General features: G+C 59.3%; 11 protein-coding genes. 6 read left to right on the forward strand and 5 right to left on the reverse strand.

From position 1 onward, the window contains the following. Positions 1-55 precede the first annotated feature (55 nt). Positions 56-1,597, reverse strand: coding sequence for a caspase family protein (locus NKI17_RS10225; RefSeq protein WP_352905854.1), 1,542 nt, complete (start codon positions 1,595-1,597; stop codon positions 56-58). Positions 1,598-1,806: 209 nt separating this feature from the next. Here NKI17_RS10225 and NKI17_RS10230 point away from each other — a divergent pair, with 209 nt between their 5' ends. The 3 genes from NKI17_RS10230 (at position 1,807) to NKI17_RS10240 (ending at position 5,460) form a co-directional block, all read left to right on the forward strand. Then, positions 1,807-3,756: an adenylate/guanylate cyclase domain-containing protein gene (locus tag NKI17_RS10230; protein WP_156937424.1), complete on the forward strand. Its 1,950-nt coding sequence runs from the start codon at positions 1,807-1,809 to the stop codon at positions 3,754-3,756. Between the two features lie 26 nt (positions 3,757-3,782). After that, positions 3,783-4,541, forward strand: a complete 759-nt coding sequence (locus tag NKI17_RS10235; protein WP_352646158.1) for a hypothetical protein — start codon at positions 3,783-3,785, stop codon at positions 4,539-4,541. A 457-nt stretch (positions 4,542-4,998) separates the two neighbouring features. Beyond that, positions 4,999-5,460, forward strand: a complete 462-nt coding sequence (locus tag NKI17_RS10240; RefSeq protein ID WP_352616184.1) for a phasin — start codon at positions 4,999-5,001, stop codon at positions 5,458-5,460. On the opposite strand, the gene NKI17_RS10245 is transcribed toward NKI17_RS10240, so the two are convergent. Then, entirely contained in the window at positions 5,457-5,774 is a 318-nt protein-coding gene (locus NKI17_RS10245) for a hypothetical protein (protein ID WP_023679214.1), read from the reverse strand. The two genes, NKI17_RS10240 and NKI17_RS10245, sit on opposite strands and share 4 nt — an antisense overlap. 367 nt (positions 5,775-6,141) lie before the next feature. Between NKI17_RS10245 and NKI17_RS10250 the strand changes: the two genes are divergently transcribed. Beyond that, positions 6,142-7,281: an FIST N-terminal domain-containing protein gene (locus NKI17_RS10250; RefSeq protein WP_352646160.1), complete on the forward strand. Its 1,140-nt coding sequence runs from the start codon at positions 6,142-6,144 to the stop codon at positions 7,279-7,281. Positions 7,282-7,291: 10 nt separating this feature from the next. Continuing rightward, positions 7,292-8,632 carry an ATP-binding response regulator gene (locus tag NKI17_RS10255; RefSeq protein ID WP_352646163.1) on the forward strand — a complete coding sequence of 447 codons (1,341 nt, stop codon included), beginning with the start codon at positions 7,292-7,294 and terminating at the stop codon, positions 8,630-8,632. Between the two features lie 714 nt (positions 8,633-9,346). On the opposite strand, the gene NKI17_RS10260 is transcribed toward NKI17_RS10255, so the two are convergent. From NKI17_RS10260 to NKI17_RS10270, 3 genes are all read right to left on the reverse strand, one after another. Further along, the gene (locus tag NKI17_RS10260; RefSeq protein WP_023679211.1) at positions 9,347-10,030 is read right to left on the reverse strand and encodes a response regulator; all 684 of its coding nucleotides are present in this window, start codon (positions 10,028-10,030) and stop codon (positions 9,347-9,349) included. 735 nt (positions 10,031-10,765) lie between these two features. Next, complete coding sequence (gfa, locus tag NKI17_RS10265) at positions 10,766-11,335, reverse strand: S-(hydroxymethyl)glutathione synthase (protein WP_352697755.1); 570 nt, start codon at positions 11,333-11,335, stop codon at positions 10,766-10,768. A gap of 71 nt (positions 11,336-11,406) precedes the next feature. Continuing rightward, complete coding sequence (locus NKI17_RS10270) at positions 11,407-12,534, reverse strand: S-(hydroxymethyl)glutathione dehydrogenase/class III alcohol dehydrogenase (protein WP_352700408.1); 1,128 nt, start codon at positions 12,532-12,534, stop codon at positions 11,407-11,409. Between the two features lie 315 nt (positions 12,535-12,849). Here NKI17_RS10270 and NKI17_RS10275 point away from each other — a divergent pair, with 315 nt between their 5' ends. Next, a complete protein-coding gene (locus NKI17_RS10275; protein ID WP_502894470.1) occupies positions 12,850-14,025 on the forward strand; it encodes an ABC transporter substrate-binding protein in 1,176 nt (391 codons plus the stop codon). Positions 14,026-14,048: the final 23 nt, after the last annotated feature.

Raw genomic sequence — 14,048 nt, forward strand, 5'->3', positions numbered from 1 at the left:
CGGACCACGTCCGAATGGTTTGGTCGGCGTTTGCACGGACCCGCAAATGCCGGCCCTATTCAGTACGCTTGTCAAGTCTTACGACACCTGCACACTCGCCTCCGACTCGAGAAAACTCACCGCTGCCTTTCGCACCTTGAAGCCTGCCGATGATATGGTTTTGCCTTGGCGCACCATCGTCATCGACGAAACTTAAATAGATGTCGAATGCCCCGTCGGCGGTGATTGTTCCGGCCAAAGGCACCATCGCGGAAATTTCCGTTCCATCGATAAAGATTGTCGTTGACTGTTCAGTGTAATCGCAGGCGGAATTACCTGCGCGCCGCGTCAGTGCCCACGCGCCATCAAAAGCCTTTACCTTGACCGGAGCGCAGACACGTTCTGGGATATTCTTGATTGCGCGCAACACCTCTTTCGTCGGCTCCAGGCTGGCAAGCTTCAATCCCCGCTGCTCGGCAAAGGCTTGAAGAGCTTTCCGACTTCCCGGTCCCCATTTGCCGTCTGCCTGTCCGACAAGGCAGCCGACTCGCGTTAGCTCTGTTTGCGTTGCCTTTGTCAACGCGCGCGGATCAGCCAAAGCTTGCGTCATATCTAAATCAGGATGAGCTTCTGCAACCTCCACGCCCTCGATGGAAATCGAGGGGGCTTTGCCACGATCTGTTGCTGCCTGTTCGATCTCGTCGATCTTCAAGCTGGCTAACGCCGCAAAGGCGCCGCTTGGATACTGTCTGAGATAGGCCTCAAAGAAGCGCTTGTCCGTTTTTTCCTTGATGGTCTCCCAATAGGCGACTTCTACGTCCCCTCCTTTCGCACCCGCCGTGACAGCGGTGTTTCCGGACAACGGTTGCAAAATGACGTCGCCCGTCAGCGAGGAGTTGTCCCATGGCACTTGCTTGCCGTCGGTTGCTTCAAGCACATCCCTACGGACGTTGATGAGGTCGCGGGAGATGTCCTGGCCAGGCGTACCAAGATTCTTCAGCAGCGCAGATGTGAACGGCGAGTTCCTTCCCTCGCCGTCCAGCGCAACGTTCCCGGGCTGCGTTGCAAAGGCTATGAGCGATCCAACGCCCGTGCCTAGCTTTGCCAAGCCCCGACCGACCGACCCTGATCGCGTACCCATCGAGCGCCCAAGGTTCTGTGAGAAAGGACTGTCCCGGCAAGCATCCAAAAATACCAGGTTGACCTTCGTGGTTCGCTCCATGGCCGACAAGACGAGGTCCATGGGCACGGCTTCGAAGTCGAGGTCGTTATATGTGGATAGCCGCGCATCAACGGGAGCCATGTAGTTGGTGCCGTTCACCTGGACGCCATGGCCGGCATAGAAGAGAAGCGCCATGTCGGCACCATCCAGCTTGCCGATGAAATCTCGAACCGTGCCGCGCATCCCGCTCAGATCGAGGTCCTCGCCTGCAACCACCTCAAAGCCCAACGCCTGCAGTTTTGCGGTCATATCCACCGCATCATTTTTTGGATTGGAAAGTGGAACTGCGTATCTATAGGCAGAATTACCGATGACCAGCGCGACGCGCCGTTCTGCCCACGCTTGGGCGCTCAGCGAAACTAGAAGAAGCGCAATGGCGAAGCGAAGCGCCATCATGGCTGTATATCCTTAGTCTCAGCTCATGCAGCGGATTCACCAGTCGATGGACAGGATAAAACCGGAGCAGTCTTGCGAGACTGAGCCCGGTGCTTCGCAGTGTCAAGTCCAGCGGATCTAGCGAAGGGCCCACCGCTAGCCCACAGTTCGTCAGCGGTCTATGCTGTGTAGATTCACGCCGATAGACACCGAAACGAATTGCACGCAGCTTGGCCGTCTTCACGCCGATCGGAATGGTTCAAAAAGGGCGCCTTCTCGCGTCGCTCGGATTCTTTTTCATTCTGGGCGCCTGCATTGCCACATTCTCTCCCTCAGGCGAGAAACTGCTGCGCGACGTCTTGATGACGACCATCTCGCCCTTCGTCGCGCCCCCGACAGACATCGTGATCGTAACGATCACAGAGCAGACATTGGAAAGGTTTCCCTATAGATCGCCGCTGGATAGGGGTGCCTTGGCCGACCTTGTGCAGAGAATCGATAAGGCTCATCCGAGAACAATAGGCATTGACTTGCTTTTCGATCAGCCAACCGAGGCAGAAAAGGATCGGCGCCTAGCTGAGGTTATCGAGGCGGCCGAAAGTCCGGTAATTGTCGCATCTGCATCACACGACGACGACCTTACCGACAAGCAACTGTCGTATCTTAGTCGCTTCGCGCCAAGCGCCATCCGCGGACTGGCCGCCCTGTCTCATGATAGGGTCGACGCGGTTGTGCGGGAAGAATTTCCAGGGCGCGTGGTGAATGGCAACTGGCAACCTAGCTTTGCATCAGCGCTCGCGCAGACCGCCGGCATATCGGCATCGCAAGCTGCGGAGAAGATGGTCTACTATCGGGCTACAGGCATTCATCCGGCACGATGGACAATATATCCGGCACACGCCGCCGCTTTCGCGCCCCCGGCCTGGTTCGCCGGGAAGTTCGTTTTGATCGGCGTCGACCTCCCGCTGCAGGATCGTCATGCAACCCCCTTTGCCGTGCTGAACGGCTCTGTTGCCGGAGCGCTGCCGGGTGTCGTTATTCATGCCAATGCGCTGGCGAGATTGATCAAGGGCGACAAAATCATTACGCCAGGGGCGGTGGCGGCGTTTGGGCCCTTCGTTCTCGCGACGGCGCTCTGCATCTGGGTCGCTTGGCTCCGCATATCAGTGCTGGTGAAACCTATGGTCATCATCGGCGCAGTCGTTTCGGTTTTGATCTTAGAAGCAACCGCGTTTGCCAAGGCCGGGATTCTGTTACCAATGGTCGCGCCGTCGATGCTGCTGCTAGGGCTCTCCGGATTCGTCGCAATTCTGGCATGGCACCGGGACTCGAAAGAAAGGCGTTTCGTCCAGAACGCGTTCTCTCAGTATCTCAGCCCGGCAGTCGTGGCAGAGCTAGTCAGCAAGCCGGCGTCACTGCGCCTCGGCGGATCCGAACGCTTGATAACGTGCGTGTTCACCGACCTTGAGGGGTTCACCAGTTTGGGCGAACGGACGGAACCAGAGGTATTTGCTGCGGTTCTGAATGAATACCTCGATGCGGTTTGTGGTCTCTTCATTGAACATGGAGCCACGATAGACAAACTGATAGGCGATGCAGTCATTGGTTTTTTTGGTGCACCGGGTGTGCAGGAGGACCAAGCCGAAAGGGCCCTAAAACTAACGCTCGCTACCGTCGCGATGTCTCGAAGATTTCGGACAGATGTAAAGTCTAGAGGCCACGACGTTGGCGTCACTCGTATCGGCGTCCATCGAGGACCTGCAGTTGTCGGAAATTTTGGGGGCAATCGATTCTTCAACTACACGGCCATGGGCGATACGGTGAACACCGCTGCCAGGCTCGAAGGCGCGAACAAGTTTCTAGGTACCATGAACTGCATCAGCGAGGAGGTGGCGAACTCTTCCGATGACTACCTGCTTCGGCCATCCGGTGTGTTGTGTCTGAAAGGCAAGACTGAGTGGATCTCAGCCTTCGAGTTGCTGGAGGACGGGCGTATGAATCGCGAGATGGTGGAGGCTTACTCGCAAGCTTATTTGCTGATGTCCGCGCGTGACAAGACTGCCGCTGCTGCCTTTGCATCGCTGGCCATTCAATATCCCAACGATGGCCTCGTTGCTTATCACCTTGGAAGACTGAAGCAGGGTGAGGCTGGCGATAGGATCTATCTTGAAGGCAAGTAAAACAAGCGTATGGTTGAACGTGCGTCATGTATCGGCAACCCAAAATCATTTTCCTACTGGCTGCGGCCATCGCAGCAGTTGGTTCTTGCTCGAGCGCTCTTGCGGCCAGCGAGTATGTCGTTGTCGCTGTCGATCCTCCCGCGGACAGGCCTCAGCTCGGCAAACTGTTCAGACTGGGCGACCTCGTGCATATCGAGGGTGGATCGACTGTCACTTTGATGGGTGACGATGGCTCGGTCACTGCGTTGCCGGGACCTGCGGATGTTGTGGTGACTGACGACGCATCGGGTTCTGGATCAACCTCTAACGGGGCGGCGGGCGCTTCTTCGAGTTTGACTGCGATTTCGGATCTATTGGGGAATGCCGCTGGTCAGCTCCAAACCATAGGTGGGTCTCGTGGCGTTTCCGACACGACGGCCGCCACCTTGGAACCTTGGATGGTGCCGGTCGAAAATCGTCTGACAGGCTGCGTTTATGACCTCAAACTGGAGCTTTGGCGCCCACCGGGGCACAGGGCGGATGTTTCGGTTGCCTATAATGAAGAGTCGCTGGCGACAAGCTTGGTCTGGGACAAGGACACCCCAATTTTGGCAATTCCCGGAAACGTGCCACCGGATCTTCGATCCGTTGAGTTGGTGATCGACGATGAGTCGGTTCGAATGCCTATCGTGCATTTGCCCACCGGCCTCAGCCCGTCGGATCATGTGGGACTGTATGCCTGGATGATAGAAAGCGGTTGTCTTCTTCAGGCATCCGCACTGATCCGGAACTTGGCTAACCGATAGACCACCAGGGGTGGTCACTTCACGGCGCACTGGAAGCGGTAGAGGCGCGCCTTCGCGTCAACCACCGCCATATCGAGGCAACTTCTCGATGGCGCGCTAAGGAAAGCGATCGCCTTGTGCCCAGCGGGTACGCCGACTGAAAGTTTGCGGCGCACGAATTTAACGCTTTCGTTGACGTAGACTTGGACGGTTGCCGAATAGCGGCTGAAGTAGATACCCAGGTGGCAAAACGTCGTGCTCTGTTGCGAGGCTATGCTGGATCAGGTGGTCCGTCCAGAAGAGTTCTTCCTGCAGAACCGGCGATCTCGAGATGCCACCGACCCTCCGCATGCCCCCTCGGAACGCTGGAAGAGGGATGGTGCGTCGCACAAAAATATTGCAATGCACTATAAATGCCGTAACGTCAGTTTCGTAAATGAACGAGACGGCTTTTGTGAAAGGCCGTCCACCGGAAAGGATGGAAACTATGGCCAAGACCGCTGACACCGTTGAAAATACCTCATTCCCCACCTTCGACGCGTCGAAGGCTGCCGACCAGGTCCGCGCTGTCGCCGAAAAGGGCGTCGAGCAGTCGAAAGAAGCCTATGCGAAATTTGCGTCAGGCACCGAGACGACCCAGAAGGCTCTGCAGTCGAGCTTCGAAACCGCCAAGACCGTCGGCAACGAGTTGTCGCTGAAGACAATTGCTGCTCTGCGCGCCAATGCCGAAGCCGGCTTCTCGCACCTCGAAGCCCTGGTTGCCGTGAAGTCGCCGTCCGAGTTCATCGAACTCCAGACTGCCTTCTTGCGCACGCAGCTCGAAAAGACCGTCGAGCAGGCCAAGGAATTTCAGGCCGTGACGACCAAGGCTGCCGAAGATGTATCGAGGCCGATCAAGGATGTCGTTGAAAAGGCGATGAAAGATCTCAAAGTCGCCTAATTGAGTCTAAGCGATCGGAAATAACCGCGAAACAACACCTTCTCCAGCCGGTCTTTTTCCTTTTGGCTGGATGCTCTTTGGTGCCTGCGTTGCCATGGCGGTGCGGGCATAGCTCTCTCGGCTGCGATCATCCGCACAATCTGACGGCGGCGAGCGACGAGCCCGGCCAGGGCCTCGGCTTCGGTGCCGCGCAACGGGCACTTGCCGCTTGCTCGACCCAACGAAGGCAGCGTTACAGCAGCATCGGTGGTGTCGGTCCTGGCCCGCTTGCCGAGCGCATTGGCGTAGGCTGTCACCTGCCCCGGATTGACCACGACAACCGCCAGGCTAGACTGGCACCCTGTCCAAAGCGGCAACCGCTAAGCGCGATATCCTGCCCCATTCTTGGCACGTCGAGCCTGCCAGCCGTGATCCGTGGACATTCGCCTGCGGCAAATTCAGCTGGGCCTTCGTTGCACGGATGGCGGTGCGATGCGGCCTTTCGTCTGTGAGTGGCTGCGCGGACGCCGTCAAACGGCAGAAACTTCAAATCCATCATGTTGGCTCATTGCCAAAGCACCGCTTCAAGACAACAATGACCTCGACGCCGGCGCGCCAGACGCGCACAAAAAAGAGCGTTGGAGGAAATGGAGGAGGAAGCCGCTGGCCAAGTCACGGACGCGCTATGCATGCGGCCTTTCGGTGCTCACGACCGACGAATCTGACGCGGATGCGTTCGCCCGGGCGGTGGCAGCGGAAGCAGCGGCCATTGACGCCGGGTTTGCCCTCCTGTTTTTCTCGCAGAGCCTCATAGAGGCCGTCGCCCTGTCGGAAGCGCTGAAGACCCACGCGCCGGCGCTCCACTATGCCGGCTGCTCGACAGCCGGTGAGATAACGCCCAAGGGGCTGGAGGAAGGCCAGATCCTGGCTATGCTGCTTCCCTCCGTATCGTTTTCGGCAGCCAGCACCATGATCGAAAATCTGTCCTCATCAGGCATGGACGGGATTACCGGCGAAGTCGAGGCGCTAAGGCGTTCGTTACACGAGCGCCTCGGGCACGAGCGAGCCGACACCACTTTCGCGCTCTGCTTGATCGATGGCCTGTCTTATGCCGAAGAAGCGGTGACCTCCGCCATCCATTGGGGGCTCGACGACATCCCACTGATCGGCGGGTCGGCTGGCGATGATTTGAAATTCGAGACAACGCGGCTGATCTCGAACGGCAAAGTGACCTCCGACAGCGCCATCATCGTGCTGATCACCACGGAAATTCCTTTCCACGTGTTCAAAACCGACAATTTCGTTCCCACCGACGAGAAGCTGGTGGTGACGGCATCCGATCCCGACCACCGCATCGTGCGCGAATTCAACGCCACCATTGCCGCCGAGGAATATGCCGCCTCGGTCGGCGTCGTCGCGCAGATGCTGACGCCACTGAGTTTTGCCTCACACCCGGTGGTGGTGAAAGTCGGCGGCGAATTTTACTGCCGTTCAATCCAGAAGATGCACGCGGACGGCTCGCTGTCGTTCTTCTGCGCCATCGACGATGGTGTCGTGCTTGCCGTCGCCCAGCCTAAGGACATGGTCGAGGCGACCCGCGCCGCGCTCAGCGACGTCAGCGAAAGGCTTGGCGGCATTGACCTGATCCTCGGTTTCGACTGCGTGCTGCGCCGGCTCGACGCGCGCAATCGGCAGGTCTATCGCGAGATTTCGGAACTCTACAAGGTCAACAACGTCCTCGGCTTCGGCACCTATGGCGAACAGTACCGTTCGATGCATCTGAACCAGACCTTCACCGGCATCGCCTTCGGCGAACGCAAGGCGGCCGAAGCGGCGGAGTAGGAAATCCGGGATGCCGCTCAGGAACATCGACGACCTGGAAAGGCTGAAGAAGATCAACGCCGCGCTGATCAGCCGCGTCGAGCGTTCCATGGACCAGCAAGGCAATGCCTTTTCGCTGTTCCAGACCGCCATTTCGCTTGAGAGCCGGGTGCGCAGCCGCACCGAAGAGCTGCATTCGACCTTGCGCCGGCTGGAGCAGTCGAACATCGACTTGAACGCAGCCAAGGAAAACGCCGAGCTGGCGAACCTGTCCAAGACCAGGTTCCTGGCGGCCGCCAGCCATGACGTGCTGCAGCCGCTGAACGCCGCGCATCTGTCGGTCTCGGCGCTTGCCGAAGTACAGACCAGCGAGGAAGGCAGAAAGCTGGTCCGCCAGGTCGAGCGATCGCTGGAGACGATGGAGGACCTGCTCCGCACCTTGCTCGACATTTCCAAGCTCGATGCCGGCGTCGTGCAGCCCGACATCACCGATGTCAGCCTGGAGACGCTGTTTTCGTCTCTGCGCTCGGATTTTCAGCCGGTCGCGGAGATGAAGGGGCTGACGCTGAAGTTCCGGCCGGTCGATGCGCTCGTTCGTTCGGACCGAACCTTGCTGCGCCGCATCCTGCAGAACATCCTGTCCAATGCACTGCGCTATACCCGCTCGGGCGGCGTGTTGGTCGGCACCAGGCATCGCGGCGACACCATCCGCATCGACGTCGCCGATACCGGCTGCGGCATCCCCGACGACCAGCGCGAGGCGGTGTTCGAGGAATTCCATCGCGGCGTGATCCCGACCGATGCCGGGCTTGCCGCCGGCGGGCTGGGGTTGGGGCTGGCCATCGTGCGCCGCATCGCCGCGGCCCTCGGCCATCCCGTCACGTTTTCGTCGAAGGTCGGACATGGCACGATTTTCCATATCGACGTTCCGGTCGGGATCGGCGACACGGCCGATCCAATCGCCAGCACCGTCGACATGGAACGGCCGCGCGGCTACGGTCTGTTCGGCACAAGGGTGCTGCTGGTCGAGAACGACATCGACGTGCTGCAGGCGATGACCTCCCTGCTCGAGCGCTGGCAATGCCTGGTGCGCCCCGCCACCTCGACCGGTGACGCGCTCGACATGCTTGGCGATACCGACTGGTTGCCAGATATTGTCATAGCCGACCAGCATCTCGACGGCGGCGACCTCGGCACCACCACAATCGCCGAGGTCCGTGATTATCTCGGTCGCGCCGTGCCGGCGCTGATCGTCACCGCCGACGGTTCGGAGACAGTCGCCAACGCCGCCCGCGCCGCCGGCATCGAGCTGATGCGCAAGCCGCTGAAACCAGCGCAATTGAGGGCGTTGCTGGCACATCTGCTGGCTTGAACTGGTCGTATCTTCCCAGCATACGGGTCACCGTATTCCAGCCATTACTTGTGCCTAGGCGGTAATTCATATGAAGCAGATTCACTTCTTCGCGCTAAAGGACGATCTTCTTCCCGTATTGGAGGCAGTAGAACGTGAAATTTCGATAAAATACATCCTCATGGGTCATTTTCCCAAGATGGAATTCGACTCTTTTTAGCAATAGAATGCAAATTCCAACTCTTGGGCAATCAACCACTGAATCGGCTTCTAGCGGTCGATCATTTCTTGTCACTGGCCACGCTGTGCCCATTGAGGTGAGGCCGATAAAAACACCTTCCGGCATCCGGTATTCGCTAGATCAGCTTAGCAATCCGGACACAGTAACTTTTTCCCCTGGTGGGCGATGGGCTGAAGATGTTGTGATAAATGGCCGCGTGGCTACGGTCTCCGACACGCCGCTCGCTCAGGAGCTAATGAAGCTTTTAATAGAGCATTCAAAAAGCAATTTAGTAAAACTAAAGCATTCTACGTTGGACCGGGGGCCGCCATTTTACTAGACGCGGGAAAGCGGCTAACTGCTGCAGAGCAATCGCCGCGTGAATTTGATCTGACTAGAGAGGCGCGGGTTGCTTAGCTGGTGTCAGGAACGTGAGAGCCGTGGCTAGTCTAGTTCGATTGCGGTGACACGAGTGCGGTCGACTACAGTGACAGTGCGCTTTTTAGCGAGCGCTCTCAAAACCCCGCCGGATCGCGAAAAAGCTCGGCATTGTCGAGCTTCGAGACCTCGATCACCGCCTGTGTGCGGCTGTAGACGTTGAGCTTGCGCAGGATTTCGGAGACATGCGCCTTGACTGTGGTCTCGCCGACCTGCAGCTCATAGGCGATCTGCTTGTTGAGCAGGCCCTGGCGCAGCATCTGCAGCACTTTGAGCTGCTGCGGCGTCAGCGTAGCCAGGCGCTGCACCATCTCGGCGCGGTCGGTGCTGTCGGCGTCGCGCGGCCGGCCTTCATAAGTCTCGGGAACATAGATCGCGCCTTCCATCACCGAGCGAATGGCGGCCGCAAGGTCGCTCTTGCGCGCCGATTTCGGGATGAAGCCGGCCGCACCGTAGGACAGCGCCTCGGAAATGATCTTCGGTTCCTCATAGCCGGAGACGATGACCACCGGCAGGCGCGGATAACGCGTCCTGAGCTGCAGCAGCCCGTCAAACCCATGCACGTCGGGCATACTGAGATCGAGCAGCGCCAGGTCGAACGGCTTGGCATCCGTCAGAAGCTCGAGCGCCTCGGCAATCGAGCGCGCCTCCACCGTGTCGACCTCCGGATAGGCCATCTGCACGGCGCTGTGCAGCGCCTCGCGAAACAGCGGATGGTCGTCAATGATCAGGAACCTGGCGCGATCGGTCATCAGCTTCATTTCGGTTTGGTCTGGCCTAGAATAGTCCTGCAACCATGGCCAGCTTATTGGCAAATAGTACATTGCCATCTTGGCCGGCTAAAGCAGAATGTGCCCATGATTTCCGCGGCGCCACGCGGCAGATGTGGCCGTTCTGAAATGCAATGCCTTGCCCGGTGGCCCAAATCGGCCGAATGTGCCGGCGACAGATCCATTGAAACAGAGACAGGTCGTGACCGACTTCCGGCTTCGCGTGACAGCCAGTGACCGCCGGCTTTCGCACTGTTGCCGGCCGCCACACGACGCTTCCCCGACGCCCGCCTTGTTCGCGGCCGCACCGATGGTATCGGCTGGTCTGGGGTCGCGCTGGCATACGGGCTGGTTTCCTGGACAAAACGCAGCAAGCTGATGGTGCTGCCGTTCAAGCCCCGCTAGGCGCTCGATATCGTACTGGTAAGGAGCACCACCTTGCCGTCATCGCGCTTTGGGCGCGACTTTGCCCGCGATATCCAAGCTAGTCCACGATCTGGGCCGCGCCAAGCCAGAACCAACTGATCGCAGTCGCTGATCTTGAAGCTGTACGATCCGGTTGGACCAATTTCAGCGTATTCCCGTTGAGCCCAGCGCCCCCCGAGGCTGACAGCACGTCGGCAATGACTTACGAAGCGTGTCCGTCTACGCGCTCGCCTGCGTTCGTTCCAACGCCTGGGACCGGGCGATTTCGTCCGGCCCCCAAGGATAGTGTCTGATCAGTCGTTAGGCCGGCAACGCGCCGGATCTCTTGGCCGTCCAGGTGGCGATATAGTCCATCAGTCCTGGATTGAGGCAATCATAAGGTTCGAGCCCGATCGACTTCAGCTGTGACCTTATGCCGTCCATGCGGCTCGGATCGACACCGGACTCGATGATCGAGGAGACAAAGGCGGTGAAGCCCGGCGGCGCCCAGCCGTCTTCCTGGAAGCGTTCGGGATGGATGAACGACAGCCCCTTGAAAGCGTGGTCGCGCTCGACCGGGCCGTGCATGTGGACGCCGCAGCCGGTGCAGGCATGGCGCAGGATCAGCGCGCCCGGATCGACGATCTTCAGCTTGTCGCCGTTTTCGGTCACCGTCACGTCGTTTGTACCGGCAACCGCCACGACCGAGAACAGTGCGCCTTCCGGCTTCCAGCATTTGGTGCAGCCGCAGGCATGGTTATGGGCGATCTGGCCCTTGACCTTCACCTTGACCGGGTTGCTGGTGCAGGCGCAGACCAGCGTGCCGCCGGCAAAGTCGGCCTTTTCCCGTGGCAGTCCATTGTCGATTTTAGGATGCAGTTTTTCCGGCATTTTTGTCTCCTCCCGTGTTGAACATCTGCATTTTTCGGCCGCTGGCTGGTTTGCCGGCGGCTTTCTCGTCCTCAGTAAACCACGACGCTCCTGATCGACTTGCCTTCATGCATCAGGTCAAAGCCCTTGTTGATGTCCTCGAGCTTCAGCGTGTGGGTGATCATCGGATCGATCTCGATCTTGCCGGCCATGTACCAGTCGACGATCTTCGGCACGTCGGTGCGGCCGCGCGCGCCGCCGAAGGCGGTGCCCATCCAGGTGCGGCCGGTGACCAGCTGGAACGGCCGCGTCGAGATCTCCTGGCCGGCGCCGGCAACGCCGATGATGACCGACTTGCCCCAGCCGCGATGCGACGATTCTAGCGCCTGCCGCATCACCTTGGTGTTGCCGGTGCAGTCGAACGTGTAGTCGGCGCCGCCGATCTGGTCGGCGCCGCGCTTGGTCATGTTGACGAGATGGGCCACGACATCGCCGTCGATCTCCTTCGGATTGACGAAATGCGTCATGCCGAATTTCTCGCCCCAGGCTCGTCTGTCGTTGTTCAGGTCGACGCCGATGATCATGTCGGCGCCGGCAAGGCGCAGGCCCTGGATGACGTTGAGGCCGATGCCGCCGAGGCCGAACACGACCGCCGTCGCGCCTTGCTCGACCTTGGCCGTGTTGATCACAGCACCGATGCCGGTGGTGACGCCGCAGCCGATGTAGCAGATCTTGTCGAACGGGGCGTCGGCATTGACCTTGGCCACCGCGATCTCGGGCAGCACGGTGAAGTTGGAGAAGGTCGAGCAGCCCATGTAGTGGAACAGCTTGTCCTTGCCGATCGAGAAGCGCGAGGTGCCGTCCGGCATCAAGCCCTGTCCCTGCGTGGCGCGGATGGCGGTGCACAGATTGGTCTTGCGCGACAGGCAGGACGGGCACTGCCGGCATTCCGGCGTATAGAGCGGGATGACATGGTCACCCTTCCTGACCGAGGAGACGCCCTTGCCGACGTCGACGACGATGCCGGCGCCCTCATGGCCGAGGATCGCCGGAAACAGGCCTTCCGGGTCGGCGCCCGACAGCGTGAACTCGTCGGTGTGGCAGATGCCGGTTGCCTTGATCTCGACCAGCACCTCGCCATCACGCGGACCTTCGAGGTCGACCTCCATGATCTCCAGCGGCTTTCCGGCGGCGACGGCGACAGCGGCGCGCGTTTTCATCAGGCAATCCTCCCATGACGACCCATAGAGTTTCTCATTTCGCCATTGCTGCGGATGAGACCGCAACACGCTCATTCATCGCCGTATCCTCGAAAAGGCATAGGACTAAAGCAGACACGTAAGTCCACTTGCACGGCTTTGATAAATCTTGTGGCGTCCGCTAAGCTCATTGTGGGCACCTTGAATTCGCGCTGGTCCGGGAACAATCGGACTTTAGTGCAAGAATGGGCAGTTTTATCGATGACGAGCGCGGTGCCAGGCACTCTCGCGGCCTTTTTGTGCTTTTTTTTCCAGACCGCCAACGTTACAGGCGTGATGGCCCAGGAAGTGACGGGCAAGCAACCGCTCGCAGCCGACAGGCCGGAAAGAAAGATAACCGAAATCAGAATAGGTTATTTGCGGGCCTACGCGCCGCAACTGGCGCTTTCCCTGCTGGACCTGCCGCCACGCGACGAAGGTGTCGCCGGCGCCAATGTGGCGATCGGCGATAACAACACGACAGGAAAGTTCCTCAGCCAGAAATTCAGCCTCGACATAGCCGAGGTCAAGCCGGACGCCGACACGGTTCAGGCGTTCAACGATCTGATTGCCAAAGGTGACCGCTATGTTGTCGCTGACCTCTCGGCCAGGCAATTGCTGTCGATCGCCGACATCGCCCGCGACAAGGGCGTTCTGGTCTTCAATGTCGGTGCCACAGACGACAGCCTGCGCGAGGAAGACTGCCGCATAAATATTTTCCATGTCGCGCCGACACGAAGCATGCTGGCCGACGCGCTGGCGCAGTATCTCGTGGTAAAGAAATGGCCGAATTGGGTGCTGCTCTACGGTTCGCATGAGCAGGATCATCTCTATGCGGACGCGTTGCGCCGCGCGGCGGCCCGCTTCGGCGGTCAGATCGTCGCCGAGAAGGAATTCAAAGACACCGGCACGGCGCGCCGCACCGACACCGGCGCCACGCAGATACAGCAGCAGATCTCCGTGTTCACGCAGGATCTGCCGGAGCATGACGTGGTGCTTGTCGCCGATGAGAGCGAGGTGTTCGGAACCTACGTGCCCTACCGCACCTGGACACCGCGGCTGGTCGCCGGCACGGCCGGTCTTGTCGCATCGTCCTGGCATCCCGCGAGCGAGCAATGGGGTGGCATTCAAATGCAAAGCCGTTTCCTGAGGACGACCGGCCGGCGAATGCTGTCCAAGGATATGTCGGCCTGGACGGCGGTGCGGGCGGTGGGCGAAGCCAGCACACGGACTAATGGCGACGATCCGAAGAAGATCAGCGACTACATCCGCTCGGACGATTTCTCGGTCGCCGCCTTCAAAGGACAGAAGCTGACCTTCCGCAAGTGGAACCATCAGCTTCGCCAGCCAATCCTGCTCGGCGACACCAAATCCGTGGTCTCGACATCGCCACAGGAGGGTTATCTTCACCAAATCTCCGAGCTCGATACGCTCGGCGTCGATCAGCCGGAAACGAAATGCGTTCTTAAGTAGAACCAATCGGGAGGAATTTTCGT

Origin of the sequence: Mesorhizobium sp. M0816, assembly GCF_040320005.1 — a bacterium.
Classification (GTDB): Bacteria; Pseudomonadota; Alphaproteobacteria; order Rhizobiales; family Rhizobiaceae; genus Mesorhizobium.